General features: G+C 74.9%; 20 protein-coding genes. 13 read left to right on the top strand and 7 right to left on the bottom strand.

The features are described from left to right. The first annotated feature begins 120 nt into the window (after positions 1 to 120). The 7 genes from EEW87_RS04980 to EEW87_RS04950 are packed head-to-tail and all read left to right on the top strand — an operon-like array spanning position 121 to position 4,912. Complete coding sequence (locus EEW87_RS04980) at positions 121 to 498, top strand: polyketide cyclase / dehydrase and lipid transport (protein ID WP_123091937.1); 378 nt, start codon at positions 121 to 123, stop codon at positions 496 to 498. Between the two features lie 10 nt (positions 499 to 508). Continuing rightward, complete coding sequence (locus tag EEW87_RS04975) at positions 509 to 955, top strand: SRPBCC family protein (protein WP_123091936.1); 447 nt, start codon at positions 509 to 511, stop codon at positions 953 to 955. Positions 956 to 971: 16 nt separating this feature from the next. Continuing rightward, positions 972 to 1,979: an ArsA family ATPase gene (locus EEW87_RS04970; protein ID WP_123091935.1), complete on the top strand. Its 1,008-nt coding sequence runs from the start codon at positions 972 to 974 to the stop codon at positions 1,977 to 1,979. Next, positions 1,976 to 2,242: a hypothetical protein gene (locus tag EEW87_RS04965; RefSeq protein ID WP_148041577.1), complete on the top strand. Its 267-nt coding sequence runs from the start codon at positions 1,976 to 1,978 to the stop codon at positions 2,240 to 2,242. Before EEW87_RS04970 ends, EEW87_RS04965 begins: the two co-directional genes overlap by 4 nt. After that, positions 2,239 to 3,225 carry an ROK family glucokinase gene (locus tag EEW87_RS04960; RefSeq protein ID WP_123091933.1) on the top strand — a complete coding sequence of 329 codons (987 nt, stop codon included), beginning with the start codon at positions 2,239 to 2,241 and terminating at the stop codon, positions 3,223 to 3,225. The genes EEW87_RS04965 and EEW87_RS04960 overlap by 4 nt, the downstream gene beginning before the upstream one ends. Continuing rightward, positions 3,222 to 4,220, top strand: coding sequence for an ROK family glucokinase (locus EEW87_RS04955; RefSeq protein ID WP_123091932.1), 999 nt, complete (start codon positions 3,222 to 3,224; stop codon positions 4,218 to 4,220). The genes EEW87_RS04960 and EEW87_RS04955 overlap by 4 nt, the downstream gene beginning before the upstream one ends. Continuing rightward, entirely contained in the window at positions 4,217 to 4,912 is a 696-nt protein-coding gene (locus tag EEW87_RS04950; protein ID WP_068275294.1) for an endonuclease/exonuclease/phosphatase family protein, read from the top strand. The genes EEW87_RS04955 and EEW87_RS04950 overlap by 4 nt, the downstream gene beginning before the upstream one ends. Before the next feature lie 12 nt (positions 4,913 to 4,924). Here EEW87_RS04950 and EEW87_RS04945 read toward each other — a convergent pair whose 3' ends face one another. Continuing rightward, on the bottom strand, positions 4,925 to 5,521 hold the full coding sequence (locus tag EEW87_RS04945; protein ID WP_163562380.1) for a hypothetical protein: 597 nt from the start codon (positions 5,519 to 5,521) through the stop codon (positions 4,925 to 4,927). Between the two features lie 78 nt (positions 5,522 to 5,599). Between EEW87_RS04945 and EEW87_RS04940 the strand changes: the two genes are divergently transcribed. From EEW87_RS04940 to EEW87_RS04925, 4 genes are read left to right on the top strand one after another with little or no spacing between them, the layout of a single operon-like run. Beyond that, a complete protein-coding gene (locus tag EEW87_RS04940; protein WP_123091930.1) occupies positions 5,600 to 6,409 on the top strand; it encodes a lysophospholipid acyltransferase family protein in 810 nt (269 codons plus the stop codon). 11 nt (positions 6,410 to 6,420) lie between these two features. After that, positions 6,421 to 7,656: a MacS family sensor histidine kinase gene (gene macS / locus EEW87_RS04935; RefSeq protein WP_148041575.1), complete on the top strand. Its 1,236-nt coding sequence runs from the start codon at positions 6,421 to 6,423 to the stop codon at positions 7,654 to 7,656. Further along, positions 7,653 to 8,330, top strand: a complete 678-nt coding sequence (locus EEW87_RS04930; RefSeq protein ID WP_123091928.1) for a response regulator — start codon at positions 7,653 to 7,655, stop codon at positions 8,328 to 8,330. Before macS ends, EEW87_RS04930 begins: the two co-directional genes overlap by 4 nt. Positions 8,331 to 8,358: 28 nt before the next feature. Beyond that, entirely contained in the window at positions 8,359 to 9,708 is a 1,350-nt protein-coding gene (locus EEW87_RS04925; RefSeq protein WP_372456483.1) for a class II 3-deoxy-7-phosphoheptulonate synthase, read from the top strand. Positions 9,709 to 9,734: 26 nt separating this feature from the next. On the opposite strand, the gene EEW87_RS04920 is transcribed toward EEW87_RS04925, so the two are convergent. From EEW87_RS04920 to EEW87_RS04905, 4 genes are read right to left on the bottom strand one after another with little or no spacing between them, the layout of a single operon-like run. After that, the gene (locus tag EEW87_RS04920) at positions 9,735 to 10,118 is read right to left on the bottom strand and encodes an SRPBCC family protein (protein WP_163562379.1); all 384 of its coding nucleotides are present in this window, start codon (positions 10,116 to 10,118) and stop codon (positions 9,735 to 9,737) included. After that, positions 10,115 to 10,552 (bottom strand): DUF2177 family protein, encoded by a 438-nt coding sequence (locus EEW87_RS04915; protein WP_123091926.1) that lies wholly within the window; start codon positions 10,550 to 10,552, stop codon positions 10,115 to 10,117. Before EEW87_RS04915 ends, EEW87_RS04920 begins: the two co-directional genes overlap by 4 nt. A gap of 20 nt (positions 10,553 to 10,572) precedes the next feature. Next, positions 10,573 to 12,519, bottom strand: coding sequence for a Stk1 family PASTA domain-containing Ser/Thr kinase (pknB, locus tag EEW87_RS04910; RefSeq protein WP_123091925.1), 1,947 nt, complete (start codon positions 12,517 to 12,519; stop codon positions 10,573 to 10,575). Between the two features lie 4 nt (positions 12,520 to 12,523). Further along, complete coding sequence (locus EEW87_RS04905) at positions 12,524 to 13,654, bottom strand: LysM peptidoglycan-binding domain-containing protein (protein WP_225985032.1); 1,131 nt, start codon at positions 13,652 to 13,654, stop codon at positions 12,524 to 12,526. Positions 13,655 to 13,899: 245 nt separating this feature from the next. On the opposite strand from EEW87_RS04905, the gene EEW87_RS04900 reads away from it, so the two are divergent. Further along, positions 13,900 to 14,316 carry an Rv2175c family DNA-binding protein gene (locus EEW87_RS04900; RefSeq protein ID WP_163562378.1) on the top strand — a complete coding sequence of 139 codons (417 nt, stop codon included), beginning with the start codon at positions 13,900 to 13,902 and terminating at the stop codon, positions 14,314 to 14,316. Between the two features lie 22 nt (positions 14,317 to 14,338). On the opposite strand, the gene EEW87_RS04895 is transcribed toward EEW87_RS04900, so the two are convergent. After that, the gene (locus tag EEW87_RS04895; protein ID WP_123091923.1) at positions 14,339 to 14,857 is read right to left on the bottom strand and encodes an alpha/beta fold hydrolase; all 519 of its coding nucleotides are present in this window, start codon (positions 14,855 to 14,857) and stop codon (positions 14,339 to 14,341) included. Between the two features lie 16 nt (positions 14,858 to 14,873). Then, positions 14,874 to 15,965 carry a polyprenyl synthetase family protein gene (locus tag EEW87_RS04890; RefSeq protein ID WP_229299042.1) on the bottom strand — a complete coding sequence of 364 codons (1,092 nt, stop codon included), beginning with the start codon at positions 15,963 to 15,965 and terminating at the stop codon, positions 14,874 to 14,876. Between the two features lie 122 nt (positions 15,966 to 16,087). Here EEW87_RS04890 and metF point away from each other — a divergent pair, with 122 nt between their 5' ends. Then, entirely contained in the window at positions 16,088 to 16,984 is an 897-nt protein-coding gene (gene metF / locus EEW87_RS04885) for a methylenetetrahydrofolate reductase [NAD(P)H] (protein WP_123091922.1), read from the top strand. The last annotated feature ends 59 nt before the right edge of the window (positions 16,985 to 17,043 follow it).

The following is a 17,043-nucleotide window of genomic DNA, read 5'->3' as shown; positions in this document are numbered from 1 at the left end:
CGGCGTCAGGGTGTGGGCCTCAACCTAGACCAGTGGGTAGCGTCCTCGACAGCAGACTCGGCAGATGGTGACGAGGTCCACCCCTGGCCGGGCACGTGGCGCACGAGGTGGGAGGACGCGATGCGGGTCGGCCGGGTCGACGTCGTCGACGACACCTTCGTGCGGGGGGCCGCCGAGGACGTCCGCGCCGCCCTCGACGCGCGGGGCCTGCCGGATCCGGGCGCGACGGGTTGGCCGCGGGGGTGCGGGGTCGGCGAGGTCGAGGACCGCGGGCCGAAGGGGGTGCGCTGGGTCTCGACGGGCAGGCTCGTCGGGAGCATGGAGATCTGGCTCGAGCCGGTGCCCGGCGGGACCCTCGTGCACCACTACGTCCGCGGCACGGGCAGGCACCCGTGGCGCTCGCCGGCGACCCTCGCCCGGGACCACACGGTGGGGTGGAAACGGCTCGTCCACGAGGTCAAGGACGAGATCGAGGGACGGGCGCAGAGCGCCGGGTAGTCTCGCCGCCATGGCAGACAGCACCCGCTCGACGATCGTCATCCAGGCCCCCGCGGGCGAGGTCCTCGACGTCATCGCCGACCTCGAGGCCTACCCGCAGTGGGCCAAGGAGATCAGGGAGGTCGAGATCCTCTCCGAGGACGGCGACGGGTGGCCCGACCGGGCTCGCTTCCGCCTCGACGCCAGCCCGATCAAGGACACCTATACGCTCGACTACTCGTGGGACGTCGACGAGGCGGGCCTGGGCGTCGCGTCGTGGACCCTCGTCGAGGCGACGATCCTCAAGGCGATGGACGGCTCGTACACGCTCGAGGACGAGGGCGAGGGCATGACCCGGGTGACCTACGACCTGCTCGTCGACGTCACCATCCCGATGCTCGGGATGATCAAGCGCAAGGCCGCGAAGGTCATCACCGACACCGCGCTCAAGGACCTCAAGAAGCGGTGCGAGGCCTGACCGGGGCCGACCGGGGGTGAGTGCGCTGCACCTCGTCACCGGTGGCGACGAGCCCCGACGACGGGTGCTCGTCGCCGACCTCGTGGCGCGCCGTCCGGGCGCCCGGGTCCTCACCTGGGGCGACGACAGCACCCACGAGGACGCCCGCGACCACGCGCCGGCAGCCCTCGCCGTGCTCACGACGAGCGCCGAGGACCTGCTGCTCGCCGCCGAGCTGCCCGGCGAGGTCGTCCGCGACCTCACCGCCGTGCTGCGCGACGGCGACCTGCTCGCCCTGCTCGGGGCCGCGGCGGTGCTCGCCAGCGCCCCGGGCGAGGACCTCGAGGACGTCGTGCTCCTCGTGCCCCCCGGCAGCGACCCGGCCCGTCTCGTCGCCCTGCCCGACCGCGCAGCCCGCCTCGCGCGCTCCCTCGTGCCCCTCGTCGCCCGCTGGGACGCCGTCGTCGCCCCGGCCGGCATCGGGCTGCCCCGCCCACCGGCCGCGACGATCGACGCGCTGCGCGCCGTCACCCACCTCATGGACCTCCTCGACGCCCGGCTGTGCGGCGACGCGACCGTCCACCACCTGCCCGCCAACGGGCTCGTCGAGGCCGGCCGCACCGCCGAGCTCGCGCTGGCGCTCGCCCTCATGGGCCGCCGGGTCGCCGACCCCACCGCGGCCGTGGACCAGGCCATGGACCCGGCCCGGGACGGCTCGAGACACGACGGGTCGTCACCCGACGCCTCGGCGGCGGGCGCGCCGGACCCTGACGGTGCGGCGGCCGCCGCGCCGGATGCCGCCGGTGCCGCCGGTGCGGCGGGGGAGGCGTCCCCCTTCGTCCTGCGGCTGTCCCTGCCCGGGCTCACCGCGCGCGACATCACCCTCGAGCGCGAGGACGACGACCTCGTCGTCACGGCCGGCCGGCGCAGCCGGTGCACCCGTCTGAGCCCGCTGCACCGCCGGTGCCGGGTCGTCGACGCGAGCATGCGCGCCGGCGTCCTCACCGTCGAGCTCGAGCCCGACGAGAGCGTGTGGCCGCGATGAGCGCGCCCGACCCGCTCGCCGGGATCCTCGAGGCGCTGCTCGAGCAGGTGCGCGCCGCCGACGCCGACGACCTGCTCGACCGCCTGCGGCGCGTCGACCCGGCGAGCGCCGACCGCGTCCTCGCGGGCCTCGTCCTCGCCGGCGAGGGTGTCGCCCACCTCCTCGGCGAGGGCACCGAGCCCCCGCCCCGCCCCCCTCGCGCGCGCGTGGTCGTGCCCGTGCGTGACGAGGACCTCCCCGACCACGGCAGGATGACCTCGTGAGCGAGCACGCACCGACCATCGGCATCGACATCGGCGGCACGAAGATCGCCGGAGCGCTCGTCGCGCCCGACGGCGCCGTCCTCGCCCGGGCGAGGGTCGCGACCCCGGCCGACAGCACCGAGGACATCATCACGGCCACGAGCGGCGTCATCGCCGAGCTCGTCGCGGCCGCCGACGAGCCCGTCTCCGCGGTGGGTCTCGCGTGCGCAGCCTTCGTCGACGGCGCCCGCGGCCACGTGTGGTTCGCCCCCAACATCGCCTGGCGCGACGTCGACCTCGGCGAGCGGGTCGAGCGCCTCGTCGGCCTGCCGGTCGTCGTCGAGAACGACGCGAACGCCGCGGCCTGGGGCGAGCACGTCTTCGGCGCCGGGCGCGACGTCGACGACATGGTCCTGCTCACCCTCGGCACGGGGGTCGGCGGCGGCTGCGTCTCGCACGGGCGCCTGCTCACCGGGGCCTTCGGCATCGGCGGCGAGCTCGGCCACGTCGTCCTCGACCCGGACGGCCCGCGCTGCGGCTGCGGCAACCGTGGCTGCCTCGAGGTCTACGCCTCCGGCAGTGCGCTCACCCGCTCGGCCCGCGAGCTCGTCGAGTCGGCCTCGCCGATCGGCGAGGCGCTGCGCCGACGCTGCGGGGGAGACGCGTCACAGCTCAAGGGCACCGACGTCACCGAGCTGGCCGAAGGGGGAGACCTCGCCAGCGTCGAGCTCCTCGAGGAGGTCGGCACCCGGCTCGGCCACGGCATCGCGACCGTGTGCGCCGTGCTCGACCCCCGCCTCGTCGTCATCGGCGGCGGTCTGTCCGCCGCGGGTGACCTCGTCCTGGCCCCGGTGCGCACGGCCTTCGCCCGCCACCAGATCGGGCGGGGTCACCGCCCGTCGCCCTCGATCGTCCTCGCCGAGCTCGGTGACGACGCCGGGGTCGTCGGCGCGGCCCACCGAGCGCGCACCGTCCTCGCCGAGCGCACCGGGGGAGCGGCATGAGCGGCGGGCTCACCGTCGGCGTCGACATCGGCGGCACGAAGGTCTCCGGAGGGCTCGTCGACGAGACCGGCACGATCGTCGGGCGCACCCGGCGCGACACCCCGCACCGCTCGACCGCCCCGTCGGTCGTCGAGGACGCGATCGTCTCCGTCGTCGAGGAGCTGCTCGCCCAGACCGAGCGCGACGCCGTGCGTGCCGTCGGCATCGGCGCCGCGGGCTTCGTCTCGGCCGACCGCAGCCGGGTCGTCTTCGCCCCGCACCTGTCGTGGCGCGACGAGCCGCTGCGCGAGTCGCTCTCGCGCCGGGTCCACCTGCCGATCACCGTCGACAACGACGCCAACGCCGCCCTGTGGGCCGAGCACCGCTTCGGCGTCGCCCAGGACACCAGCCACGCCGTGATGATCACGCTTGGCACCGGCATCGGCGGGGCGCTGCTCGTCGACGGCGTGCTCATGCGCGGCCGCTACGGCATCGCCGGGGAGTTCGGGCACATGCAGGTCGTGCCGAGCGGCCTGCGCTGCGAGTGCGGCAACCGCGGCTGCTGGGAGCAGTACTCGTCGGGCAACGCGCTCGTGCGCGAGGCGCGTGGCCTCGTCGGCGCCCGCTCGCCGGTCGCGAGCGACCTGCTCGCCCGCGCCGACGGCGACCCCGCCAACCTCACCGGCCCGATGATCACCGAGGCCGCCCGGGCCGGCGACCGCACGTCGGTCGAGCTGCTCGCCGAGATCGGCACGTGGCTCGGTGTCGGCATGGCCAACCTCGCCGCGGCCATCGACCCGGAGGTCTTCGTCGTCGGCGGAGGGGTGAGCGCCGCCCAGGACCTGCTGCTCGGCCCGGCCCGCGAGGCCTTCGGCCGTCAGCTCACCGGGCGCGGCTACCGCCCGCAGGCACGCATCGAGGTCGCGACGCTCGGCCCCGACGCCGGTCTCATCGGCGCGGCCGCGCTCGCCTCGGACTCGCTCGACCACCCCGGCCCGGCGGGCCGGCCGGCATGAGCCTGCGCGTCGCGTCGTACAACCTGCGTGCGCTGCAGGACGACGTCGCGGCGCTGGCCCGCACCGTGCGGGCGGTCGACCCGGACGTCCTGTGCCTGCAGGAGGTGCCGTGGATCCCGCCGGTGGCCACGCGGGTCACCGACCTCGCGCGGCGCTGCGGCCTCGTGTGGTCGGGCCGCGACCACCGCAGCGGGCAGACCTCGGTGCTGACGAGCCTGCGCACGCAGGTCCTCTCGGTCACCCACCACCCCCTGCCCGCCCGCCGCGGGGACCGGCGCGGCTACGCGGTGACGCGGGTCGCCCCCTTCGGCGGTCCGGCGGTGAGCGTCGTCAGCGTCCACCTCTCGCTCGACGCCCCGGAGCGGGTGCGTCACGCGCGCCAGATCCTCGCCTCGCTCGACGCGCTCCCCGGCCCGGCGGTCCTCGCGGGCGACCTCAACGAGCAGGAGGACGGGCAGGCCTGGCAGCTCTTCGGCCAGCGGATGCGGGTGGTCAGCCCGCTCACCCCCACCTACCCGGCGAACCTGCCCGACCGCGTCCTCGACGTCGTCTTCGCGACCCCCGACCTCACGGTGCTGCCGCACCAGGAGGTGCCGTGGCTCTACGAGGACCTCGTCGCCGCGAGCGACCACCGACCCGTGTGGGTCGACCTCGAGGTGCCGGGCGCCCCGACCGCGTCCGGCGCCGGCTGAGCCGGCGCGAGGTCAGAGCCGGGCGCCGTCGTCGCCGTCGTCGCGCTCGCGCGGCAGACGGGTGACGAGCGCGCCGAAGCCGACGACCATGAGGCCGATGCCGAGCCAGGCCCACCACGGCGAGACCCCGTCGCGTCCGAGGACGGCGACGACGAGCATCACCGGGCCGAGGACGAGACCGACGACCGCGAGCCAGAAGGTGCGGTCGGTCGCCGGCGGCAGGGCCGCCGTCGGACCGGGCACGAAGGGCTCGGCGTCGTCGTCGCCGAGCACCGCGTCGACGACCGAGGTGGCGTCGGCACGCCACGGGGTCGGGGGCACGGCGGGCGCTGCCGGCCGGGGCGGCTCGACGTCGTCGTCCTCGCGCGGCTCGCGGGCCGGGGGCGGGCTGCGGAAGCTGCGCGGGTCGACGGCACGGGGGTAGTCGAGAGGTCGCTGCGGGGTGCTGGGGGCGGGGCGCCCGGTCTCGTCGTGCTCGTCGGCGGGCCCGAGGTCGACGTCCTCGTCGGCACGAGGGGCATCACGAGGACCACGCTCGGCCTCCAGCCGGGCGACGATGTCGGCGAAGGCGGCGTCGACCTCGTCGGGTTCCATCGAGGACGGGCTCACGCCTGTCATCGTCGCACGTCCGTCGCGCCGCGTCAGCGGCCGGTAGAGTGCGAGCCGCCGACGAGGAGGGAAGCACCGTTGCTCTACTGGATACTCAAGCGAGTCGTCCTCGGCCCGTTGCTCCGGGCGCTCTTCCGGCCCCGGGTCGAGGGGCTCGAGCACGTCCCCGCCGACGGCGCGGCCATCCTCGCGAGCAACCACCTGTCCTTCTCGGACTCGATCTTCCTGCCGCTCGTGGTCGACCGACGGGTGACCTTCCTCGCCAAGGCCGACTACTTCACCGGCACCGGGGTCAAGGGCCGGCTCACCGCCTTCTTCTTCCGGGCCGTCGGCCAGCTGCCCATCGACCGCTCCGGCGGCAAGGCGAGCGAGGCGGCGCTGCGCTCCGGCCTGCGGGTGCTCGAGCGCGGTGAGCTGCTCGGTCTCTACCCGGAGGGGACCCGCTCGCCGGACTCGCGCCTCTACCGCGGGCGCACGGGGGTCGCCCGCATGGCCCTCACCGCCGGGGTGCCCGTCATCCCGGTCGCGATGATCGACACCGACAAGGCCCAGCCCACGGGCCAGCTCGTCCCGAACATCATGAGGATCGGCGTGCGCATCGGGGCCCCGCTCGACTTCTCGCGCTACGAGGGCATGGAGGGCGACCGCTTCGTCCTGCGCTCGGTGACCGACGAGATCATGTACGAGCTCATGCAGCTCTCCGAGCAGGAGTACGTCGACATGTACGCGACGGCGATGAAGGAGCGCCTGCTCACCCGCGCCCGCAACCGGGCGCGCCAGCTGCAGGAGGCGGCCAAGCCCGGCCGGGCCGCCAAGGAGCTCGAGGAGGCCCTCGACGCGGCTGACCAGCCCCAGGGGACCCCGTCGCCCTGGGCCGAGGGCTCCTGAGGCAGGCAGAGGTGCCCCCCGCCGTGCCGGCCACCCGGTACGCCCCCTCGCCCCTCATCGACTCCGCCGCGGGCCGTGGCCTGGCGATCTACCGGCTGCTGTCCCTGGTCTACGCGAGCGTCGTCGTGTGGACCCACCGCGCCGACCTCGACGCCCCGTGGGTGGCGGTCGCCGTGCTCCTCGTGCTCCTCGCGTGGTCGCTCGTCGCGCCGCTGCTGCCCCGCCCCACCCGCCTGGCGATCGTCGTCGAGACCGCGATCGTCGTCGGCGCGGTCCTCGCGACGAACCTCGCCTACAGCCCCGACGCCGTGGCCGGCGGGGTGCCGACGATCCCCACGAACTGGTCGGCGAGCGCGGTCATGGCCGGTGCCCTGTACTCCGGGATCCGCGGCGGTCTGCTCGTCGCCGTCGTGGTCGCCGTCTCGAACCTCGTGCAGGCCGATCCCGACAGCGCGCTGACCTACCACAACATCGTCCTGCTCCTCCTGCTCGGCGCCCTCGTCGGCCTGGCCGTCAACCTCGCCCGGGAGTCGCAGGTGCGCCTCGAGGCCGCGATCACCGCCTCGGAGCGGCTCGCCGAGCGCGAGCGGATCGGGCGCCAGGTGCACGACGGCGTCCTGCAGGCGCTCGCCCTCATCAACCGGCGGGGCCGCGAGATCGGGGGAGAGTCGCTCGCCCTCGCCGAGCTCGCCGCCGACCAGGAGCGGGCGCTGCGCACCCTCATCACCCGGGTCGAGCCCGCGCTCCTCGACGCGGCCCACCCGGACGTGCGCGGCGGGCGGGGGCACGTCCCCTTCGCCACGTCACCCGCGACCCCGTCCCGTGACGCGCACGACGACCGGGCCGATCTCGCCAGCCGGCTGGCGGAGCGACGCACCGCGTCCGTCGAGGTCGTCCTGCCGGCCCGCACGGTCGTGCTGCCGGCTCACCACGTCGACGAGATCGACGCCGCCGTCGCCGCCGCGCTCGACAACGTCGAGCGGCACGCGGGGGAGGGCGCGCGGGCCTGGGTCCTGCTCGACGACACAGGCGAGGAGGTCGTCGTCACCGTGCGCGACAACGGTGCGGGCATGACCGACGAGCGGCTCGACGAGGCCGCCGACCAGGGCCGCCTGGGCTGCTCGTCCTCGATCGCCGGGCGCGTGCGCGACCTCGGGGGCAGCGCGGGCTGGAGATCACGACCCGGCTCCGGGTGCACCGTGACCCTGCGTGTGCCGCGCCCCGACGTGGCAGGCTCACGGCCATGAGCGAGCAGCCGACCACCGTCCTCGTCGCCGACGACCACCCGCTGTGGCGGGACGCCCTCGTCGCCGACCTCGAGGACCACGGACTGCGCGTCGTCGGCACCGCCGGTGACGGGCCCTCGACGGTCGCGCGCACCCGGGCGACGACACCGGACGTCCTCGTCCTCGACCTCAACCTGCCGGGCCTGCGCGGCGACGAGGTGTGCGCCGCCATCGCCGACCTGCCGACCCGCATCCTCATCCTCTCCGCGTCCGGCGAGGAGCGCGACGTCCTCGCGACGATCAAGGCGGGGGCGTCGGGCTACCTCGTGAAGTCCGCCTCCGGCGAGGAGATCCGCCGCGCCGTGCACGAGACGGCGCAGGGCCAGGCCGTCTTCACCCCCGGTCTGGCCGGGATGGTGCTCGGCGAGTTTCGTGACATGAAGGCCCGCTCGGGGCAGCCCGAGCCGGAGCCGAAGGGGCAGGTCAGCGCGGTCCCCGAGCTCACCGAGCGCGAGACCGAGATCCTGCGCTACGTCGCGATGGGCATGACCGCCAAGGAGATCGCCGCCGACCTCGTCCTCTCGCACCGCACGGTGCAGAACCACGTGCAGAACATCCTCGGCAAGCTCCACCTGCACAACCGGGTCGAGCTCACGCGCTTCGCGATCAGCCGCGGCTTGGACACCCCGGGCTGAGCTCTGCGGCGGTACCTAGACTGTGCCGGTGACCACCGCAGCACCTTCCGCTCAGATCCGCGCGGCCCTGTCCGCAGACCTGCCCGCCGCGCAGCAGCCGACCTGGCCCGACCAGGCCGCGCTCGCCGATGTCGTGGCGACCCTCGAGAGCTACCCCCCGCTCGTCTTCGCGGGGGAGTGCGACGACCTGCGCGACCGGCTCGCGTCCGCGGCCATCGGCGAGGCCTTCGTGCTCCAGGGCGGCGACTGCGCGGAGACCTTCGTCAACGCGACCGCCGACAACATCCGCGACCGCGTCAAGACGATCCTGCAGATGGCCGCCGTCCTCACCTACGGCGCCGGCATGCCCGTCGTGAAGATCGGGCGCATGGCCGGGCAGTACGCCAAGCCCCGCAGCAAGGACACCGAGACCCGCGAGGGCGTCGAGCTGCCGGCCTACCGCGGCGACATGGTCAACGACTTCGAGTTCACCCCCGAGGCCCGTCGCCCCGACCCCCAGCGTCTCCTGCGCGGCTACCACAGCAGCGCCGCGACGATGAACCTCGTGCGCGCCTTCACCCGCGGGGGCTTCGCCGACCTGCGCCACGTCCACGACTGGAACCGCGGCTTCGTCGCCAACGCCGCCAACGCCCGCTACGAGGGCCTGGCGCGCGACATCGACAAGGCGATGAAGTTCATGGCCGCGTGCGGCGTCGACTTCGACGCGCTCAAGGGGACCGAGTTCTGGTCTGCCCACGAGGCGCTCCTCCTCGACTACGAGCGCCCGATGACCCGGGTCGACTCGCGCACCGGCGACCTCTACAACACCTCCGGCCACTTCGTGTGGGTCGGCGAGCGCACGCGCCAGACCGACCACGCGCACCTCGACTTCGTCTCGCGCATCCGCAACCCCATCGGTCTCAAGGTCAGCGACAAGCTCGCCCCCGAGGACCTGCTCGGCATCATCGACCGGCTCGACCCGCGTCGCGAGCCCGGCCGCCTCACGCTCATCACCCGCATGGGCGCCGGCCGGATCCGCGAGGCGCTCCCGCCGCTGCTCGAGGCGGTCAAGACGAGCGGCTCGATGGTCACGTGGATCTGCGACCCGATGCACGGCAACACCTTCGAGTCGGCGTCGGGCTACAAGACCCGCGACTTCGACGACGTCGTCGACGAGGTCCGCGGCTTCTTCCACGCCCACCGCGAGGTCGGCACCGTGCCCGGCGGCATCCACGTCGAGCTCACCGGCAACGACGTCACCGAATGCCTCGGCGGCGCCGAGCGGATCCTCGACGAGGACCTCAACAAGCGCTACGAGAGCGTGTGCGACCCGCGTCTGAACCACCAGCAGAGCCTCGAGCTGTCCTTCCTCGTCGCGGAGATGCTCAGCGCCCGCTGAGCACCCCCCCCGGGGGCTGAGCCCGCTCAGCCCCCGACGAGGCGGCGCAGCGCGCTGCCGGCCAGCGGCCGGTAGATCGCGACGAGCGGCGCCGGGAGGTGCACGTCGGCCCACGCGGTCGTGCCCTCCGGCCCCTCGTCGACGCCGTGGTCGAGGCGCACCCCGACCGGGCCCACCCCGACCCACCAGGACCACCGGCGCAGGGCGTCGTCCCGCTCGAGGATCGTGTACGGCACGAGGCTGACGAGCGGCCCGAGGACGACCCCGCGGTCACCGGGGCGGATCTCGCCCTCAGGACGCACCCGACGGATGTGCGGCGCCCACGTCGGCCACGCCTCGCGGGTCACGTAGCGCGACCACGCGGTGCTCGCCGGGGCCGGCCCGGTGGCGCTGATCCGGGTCACCATCACGCACCCGCCCGTCGCGAGGCCGCGTGGGCCGCGGCGCCGGTCGCGGCCGTGAGCACCCCGCCCCAGACCGTGTCGACGACGGCGAGCCGCACCGGCCACCCCTGCACGATCGCGAGGTCGGTGAAGCCGAAGGTCGCGTACGCGGCGACCCCGAGCACTGCCCCCTTCGCCGCGGCGGTCCCGGTCGTGCCGGTGTCGAGCTCCGGACGCACGACGAGCACGGTGACCGCGACGGCGTAGACGACGTAGAAGACCCCGGCCGCCCAGCCGACGAGCGGGTCGGCGAGCAGGTCACCGAGCCCGTCCTCGTACAGGCCCCGCGCCACGAGCGAGATCCACAGCGCGTCGAGGACGCCGAGGACCACCGCGGTGGCCGCGAGGGGGACGAGCCAGCGGCGGGGCCGGCTCACGGGAGGGCGCGGGTCGGGCGTCATGAGCCCAGTGTGGGGCCGGATCACACGACGAGGATGGTGACGGTGCTCCCCTTCGGCACGCTCGTGCCGGCCCGCGGGCTCGTCGCGCGGACCTGGTCCAGCGGGCTGCCGAAGAAGCGCTGGACCTTCACCGCGAGCCCGGCGCCCTCGAGGGCGCTCTTCGCATCGCTCTCGCTCTTGCCCTCGACGTCGGGGATCGTCACCATGACCGGCCCCTTGGACACCGCGAGCGTCACGGTGTCGCCACGCACGCCGGTGCCGCCGCTGGCGGGGTCCTGCGAGACGACCGACCCCTTCGGCACGGACTGGTCGTTGACGTCCGCCGCCCGCTCGACGACGAAGCCGGCCTCCTCGAGCGTGGTCTTCGCGCTCTCGTAGGGCTGACCGGTGACGGAGGGGATGGCGACGGGCTGCGGGCCCTTCGAGAGCACGAGGGCGACCTTCGCGTCGCGGCGCATCTTCGTGCCGGTCGTCGGGTCCGTGCGGATGACCTGGCCCTGCGGCACGGACTCGTGGTGCTCGCTCGTCGTCGAGCCGACGACGAGGTGGTCGCGGGCCAGGCGGGCGCTCGCCGCGTCCTTCGTCAGGCGGGTGAGGTAGGGCACCTCGTAGCGCTCCGGCCCCTTCGAGAAGGTCACGACGACCTCGTCGCCGCGCCGCCCCTCCTGGCCGGCGGCCGGGGTCGAGCCGATGGCGACGCCGGGGGCGACGTCCTCGTCGAAGGCCTGCTTCGTGCTCAGCCGCAGGTCGGCGCCCGTGAGGCGCGCCTCGACGGTGCTCGCGTCGGCGCCGGCGACCTCGGGCACCGTGGTGCGCTGGCCGAGCGTGCCCCACCACAGACCTCCGGCGAGCGCGGCGACGAGCAGGGCGAGACCGATGAGGGCGAAGGGGGAGCGGCGTCGCGCCGGCGGGTCCTGCGGCCCGGTCGCGAGGTCGGTCGCGGTGGTGGGGCTCGTGCGCGTCGCCTCGGTCGCCCCCGACCGCTCGGCCCGGGCGCCCACGACGTCGGGTCGGCGCGAGCCGCCGGCGGTCGCGTCGAGCAGCGCCGTCTCGTCGCTGCGGGTGCTGCGCTCGTGCGCGCTGCCCGGTGCCGGCCGGGCGTCGAGCTCGGCGTCGCCGAGCTGCCGACGCACGCGGGTCACGAGCCCGAGGTAGGTCGAGGCGTCCCGAGGACGCTCGTCGGGGTCCCGCGCGACCGCCGCGGCGACGAGCTCGTCGAGGGCGACGGGCACGTCGGGGCGGGTGGTGCGCAGGCTCGGGAGGTCGCCGTGCACGTGCTGGAAGGCGACGTGGATCGGGGTCTCGCCGTCGACGGCCTTGCGGCCGGTGAGCATCTCGAAGAGGAGCAGACCGGCGGCGTAGACATCGCTGCGCGGGTCGGCGATGCCGCGCTCGACCTGCTCGGGCGACAGATAGCTCACCGTGCCGAGGAGCACCCCGGTCGTGCCGGTCGCGGTCTGCGAGGAGACGGCCCGGGCGAGCCCGAAGTCGGCGACCTTGACCGTGCCGTCGTCGCGGATGAGGACGTTCTCGGGCTTGACGTCGCGGTGGACGAGGCCGGCGTCGTGCGCGGCGGCCAGTCCGGCGAGGACCGGCTCGAGGAGGTCGAGCGCCGCGCGGGGGCTCAGTGCCCCCTCGGTGCGCAGCACCTCGCGCAAGGTCTGCCCGGGCACGTGCTCCATGACGAGGAAGACGAGGCGGTCGCTCTCGCCCTGGTCGTGGACGCCGACGACGTGCGGGTGCGCCAGGCGGGCCGCGCTGCGGGCCTCACGCCGGAAGCGGGAGACGAAGGTGTCGTCGGCCGCGAGGTCGGGGCGCATGATCTTGATCGCGACATCGCGCTCGAGACGGGTGTCGAGCCCGCGGTAGACCGAGGCCATGCCGCCGTCGGCGAGGTGCTCGAGCACGCGGTAGCGCCCGTCGAGCGTGATGCCGACGAGGTCCTCAACGCCGCTGCGTGCCCCCATGACCTCACATTGTGGCGCGCAGTGCCTGCACGTTCTTCACGTACCCCCGCGTGTCGGCGTACATCCCGTGCTTCTGCACCGAGCCCAGCCCCTGGTAGTACCCGGCGATCGCCTGCGAGTCGCTCGACGCCATCCGGGTCAGCTGCTGCAGGAGCACGACGCCGGCGGTGATGTTGTCGTCGGTGTCGAGCAGGTCGAGGCGGCGCCCGACGAGGCCCGAGGTCCAGTCGCCCGAGGACGGGATGACCTGCATGACGCCGACGGCGTTGGCGACGGAGACCTGGCGCTGGTCCCACCCGGACTCCTGGTAGGAGATCGCGAGGGCGAGCGAGGGGTCGACGCCGTAGCGCTGGGCGGTCGCGACGATCTTCGCGCGGACCTGCGAGCGGCTCGGCACCGGGCGTCCGGCGAGGGTCTGACGGTTGCGGCTGGCGGCGGAGACGATCTCGTTGGGGTAGGTGCGCCCGGCGAAGGTGTTGTGGTCGAAGCCGGCCCCGCCGGTCGTCGTCGCGGCGGGGCGGCTCGTGCCGGCGACGCGCAGGCGCTGACCGGGGTAGATGAAGGAGCGGGCGGACAGCCCGTTGATCTTGGCCAGGCGCGTCACCGACATGCCGTGCTGGGAGGCGATGCCCGACAGCGTCTGGCCGGCGGCCACGGTGTGGCGCGACCCGCTGGTGCGGGCGGCCGGACGCTTCGCGGGGCGTGCGGCGGTGCCGTGCACGCGCAGCGTCTGACCCGGGTGGATGAAGGACTCGCTGGAGACGCCGTTGAGGGAGGCGAGGCGCCCGACCGACATGCCGTGGCGCGCCGCGATGCCGTAGAGGGTGTCGCCGCTGCGCACGGTGTACCCGCGGGTCGCGGCGCTGCGGGCGGGCTTCGCCGCGGGGCTCGAGGCGCCGCCGGAGGGGATGCGCAGGTGCTGACCGGGGTAGATGAAGCCCGCGTCGAGCTGGTTGTGCCGGCGCAGCGCGCCGACGCTCGTGCCGTAGCGCTCGGCGATGTCGTAGAGGGTCTCGCCGCTGCGCACGGTGTGGGTGCGGCCGGCCCGCTCCTCGCTGTGGACGGAGGCCGGCAGCGCGGGCAGGTCGAGCGCGGGCGGGACGGTGGCAGGGGGGACGACGATCGGCAGGACCATGGTGCTCTCCTCGGTACCCGAGGTCACTCGCCGAGGGCGGTGGTCGCGACGTCGGTCGAAGGGGGTGGCGCGTCGCGTCCGCGAGCCGGTGGCGACCGTCGGGACTGTGTGTGGCGGGTGTGGCGTGTGCTGACTCGTGTGAATCATTCGCGCGAGACGCTACCCCAGCTCGGCCGACCTCGCGCGGCGACGCGAGGCCCGGTGCGGCGTGCGGACGGGGGCCCGGGCTCTGGGAGACTGGTCCGATGAGCACCGAGCAGCCCCAGGACCTCGCCCAGCCGGGCGCCCCCGTCTCCGGTCACGACGCCCTCGAGGACCTCGTCGGCGAGTGGCTCGCCATCCCCGACGTCGCGCAGCGGCTCGGTGTCCGTCTCACCGACGTGCGCCGGATGATCGAGGAGGGCGACCTCGTCGCCGTCCGGGTCGGGGAGCGCCGCGTGCTGCAGGTGCCGGCGGCCTTCGTCGACGACGACGGGCCGCTCCCGGCGCTGCGCGGCACCTTCACCGTGCTGCGCGACGCCCGGATGAGCGACGACGAGGTCGTCGCCTGGCTCTTCGCCCGCGACGAGACGTTGCCCGGGGGCGCGACCACCCCGGTCGAGGCCATCCGAGCGGGCTTCAAGACCGAGGTGCGTCGCCGGGCGATGGAAGAGGCGCTCTAGCCGGTCGGCAGGGCCCGCGCCGTCACGGCGCGGGCGAGAGCGACCCGACGACGACCGTGGTCGCGTCGCCCATCAGCTGGTGACCGCCGCGGTCGTGCAGGACCCGCCGCGCGGCCGGGATGCGTGCGCTCAGCAGGTCGAGGTGCCCGGCCGGCACGACCTCGTCGTCGGCGCAGTGGTGCAGGGTGACCCGCAGCGCGGGGTCGAGCCGCTCTGCGGCGTCGTCCGGCAGCGCGTAGTCGGCGACGTCCCACCCCTTCGGCCCCCAGTCCGGCGCGGCGAGCAGCACGAGGTGGTCGACGCCGAGGTCGGCCTGGGTCGCCATGCGCAGCACGGTGGACCCGCCGAAGGAGTGGCCGACGACCGTGCGCACCTGCGGGGTGATCGCGTCGCGGATGCACGCGGCCCACGCGTCGTGGGTCATGTCCTCGTCGGGCAGCCGCGGGGCGAGGACGGGCTCGGCGAGCCCCTCCCGCAGGGCGCGCACGAGGACCTGGTCCTCGTCGTGCCCGCCGGCCCCGTGGAGGAAGAGCAGCGCCACCCCCTCAGGGTAGGGGTCAGGCGGTGCGCGCGGTGGCGAGCTCGACGAGCTCGGCGAGGGCCTCGACCGCCTCGGGTCGCGCGCCCGGCAGGCCCGAGACCTCGTCGAGGGCGGTGCGTGAGGCGTCGACCAGCCGGGTGATCTCGGCCTCGACCTCGGCCACCGCGCCGGTGCTCGTCAGCAGCTCGCGGAAGCGCGCCACCTGCGCGTCCTCGAGATCGGGGTCGCCGAGGTGCTCCTCGAGCCAGGCCCGCTGCGCGACGTCGGCGGCCAGCCAGGCCCGGGCGACGAGGACCGTGCGCTTGCCCTCGCGCAGGTCGTCGCCGGCCGGCTTGCCCGTCTCGTCGGGGTCGCCGAAGACGCCGAGGAGGTCGTCGCGCAGCTGGAAGGCCTCGCCGAGGGCGAGCCCGTGGCGCGAGAGCGCCTCGCGCGTCGCCGGCGAGGCTCCCGCGGCGGCCGCGCCGATGAGCAGGGGGTGCTCGACGGAGTACTTCGCGCTCTTGTAGCGCAGCACGCGCCGGGCCCGCTCGACGCGCTCCGGGCCGTCGGCGGCCGACCACGGCTGCATCGACTCGACGACGTCGATGAACTGGCCGGCCATGAGCTGCGTGCGCATCCGCTCGAGGACCTCCCACGCCGCGGCGAGACGGTCGGCCGGCAGGCCCGAGCGCACGACGAGGTCGTCGCACCAGTCGAGGCAGAGGTTGCCGGCAAGGATCGCCCCGGACAGGCCGAAGCGGTCGGCGTCGCCGCGCCACCCGCGCTGCGCGTGCGCGGCGGCGAGCGCCCGGTGCGCCGCGGGGGCGCCGCGGCGGGTGTCGGAGTCGTCCATGACGTCGTCGTGGAGCAGGGCCGCGGCCTGGAAGAGCTCCATCGCCGAGGCGAGGGCCACCGGCACGTGCCCGTCCTCGCCGCCCCCCGCGCGCCAGCCCCAGTAGGCGAAGGCGGCGCGCAGCCGCTTGCCGCCGCGCACGAGCGAGCTGATCGCGTCGGTGAGGTCGGCGACGTCCGGACCCATCTCGTCGAGATGACGCTGCTGACGGGCGATCTCGGCATCGAGCTGGGCCTGGACCCGGCCCCGCAGGTCGGCGGCGAAGGGGTCGGGCACGTCGGCTCCTCGAGGGTGGGGTCGGGCGGTGCGGTCGGTGCTGCGAGCGGCGACGTCGGCGGCGGTCTCAGCAGCAGGTACGCGCCAGCCTACGGGCAGGCCCGCGGGCTATCGTCGCCGCCATGACGTCGCCCAGCGCACCCGGCGGGACCATCCCGCAGCGGCTCTCCTCGACGCGTCCCTCGATCAGCTTCGAGTTCATGCCGCCCAAGGACGACGCGGGCGAGGCGGTGCTGTGGGAGGCGATCGCGCGCCTCGAGCCCTTCGCCCCCGACTTCGTGTCGGTGACCTACGGCGCGGGCGGCTCGAGCCAGGACCGCACGCTGCGCGTCACCGAGCAGATCGGCCAGCGCACCTCGCTCACCGCGATGGCGCACCTCACGTGCGTCAGCCAGAGCGTCGACGACCTGCGCGAGGTGCTCGCCGGGTACGCCGCCGCCGGCATCGACCACGTCCTCGCCCTGCGCGGCGACCCGCCCGGTGACCCCGGCGGCGAGTGGACCGCCCACCCGCAGGGGCTCGATCACGCCGAGGACCTCGTCGCCCTCGTGCGCGAGGTCGGCGGCTTCGAGGTCGGCGTCGCGGCCTTCCCCGACGTGCACCCGAGCTCTGCCTCGTTGCGCGACGACGTCGAGACCCTCGTGCGCAAGGCCGACGCCGGCGCGAGCTTCGCCGTGACCCAGATGGTCTTCGACGCCGAGTCCTACCTGCGGCTGCGCGACGAGGTCGCCGCCCGCCGCGACCTGCCGATCACCCCCGGTCTCATGCCGGTGACGAGCGTCAAGCAGATCCGGCGGATGGCCCAGCTCATGGGCACGCCCCTGCCCGCGGCCGTCGTCGACCGCCTCCAGGCCGTCGACGGCGACCCCGCGGCGGTGCGGGCCGTGGGCGTCGAGATCGCCACCGAGCTCGCCGACCGGATGCTCGGGGAGGGCGCCCCGGGCCTGCACCTCATCACGATGAACCGCTCGACGGCGAGCCTCGAGGTGCTGCAGAACCTCTCGCACCTGCGCGCCTGAGCGACCGCTCGGCGCACGCCCCGCCCCCGTGCCCCGGCGGGCTTGACCACCTCGACGTC

Origin of the sequence: Janibacter melonis (assembly GCF_003721155.3) — a bacterium.
GTDB classification, from domain to species: Bacteria; Actinomycetota; Actinomycetes; order Actinomycetales; family Dermatophilaceae; genus Marihabitans; species Marihabitans melonis.
The sequence above is the reverse complement of the archived record's forward strand: the minus strand, read 5'-3'. Positions and strand labels throughout refer to the sequence as shown.

Bases quoted from the DNA above. Each gene is read 5' to 3' on its own strand.
- EEW87_RS04980 (WP_123091937.1), top strand. From the start codon at position 121: ATGCGGGTCGGCCGGGTCGACGTCGTCGACGACACCTTCGTGCGGGGG.
- EEW87_RS04975 (WP_123091936.1), top strand. From the start codon at position 509: ATGGCAGACAGCACCCGCTCGACGATCGTCATCCAGGCCCCCGCGGGC.
- EEW87_RS04965 (WP_148041577.1), top strand. From the start codon at position 1,976: ATGAGCGCGCCCGACCCGCTCGCCGGGATCCTCGAGGCGCTGCTCGAG.
- EEW87_RS04955 (WP_123091932.1), top strand. From the start codon at position 3,222: ATGAGCGGCGGGCTCACCGTCGGCGTCGACATCGGCGGCACGAAGGTC.
- EEW87_RS04950 (WP_068275294.1), top strand. From the start codon at position 4,217: ATGAGCCTGCGCGTCGCGTCGTACAACCTGCGTGCGCTGCAGGACGAC.
- EEW87_RS04930 (WP_123091928.1), top strand. From the start codon at position 7,653: ATGAGCGAGCAGCCGACCACCGTCCTCGTCGCCGACGACCACCCGCTG.
- EEW87_RS04915 (WP_123091926.1), bottom strand. From the start codon at position 10,552: ATGACGCCCGACCCGCGCCCTCCCGTGAGCCGGCCCCGCCGCTGGCTC.
- pknB (WP_123091925.1), bottom strand. From the start codon at position 12,519: ATGGGGGCACGCAGCGGCGTTGAGGACCTCGTCGGCATCACGCTCGAC.
- EEW87_RS04905 (WP_225985032.1), bottom strand. From the start codon at position 13,654: ATGGTCCTGCCGATCGTCGTCCCCCCTGCCACCGTCCCGCCCGCGCTC.
- EEW87_RS04900 (WP_163562378.1), top strand. From the start codon at position 13,900: ATGAGCACCGAGCAGCCCCAGGACCTCGCCCAGCCGGGCGCCCCCGTC.
- metF (WP_123091922.1), top strand. From the start codon at position 16,088: ATGACGTCGCCCAGCGCACCCGGCGGGACCATCCCGCAGCGGCTCTCC.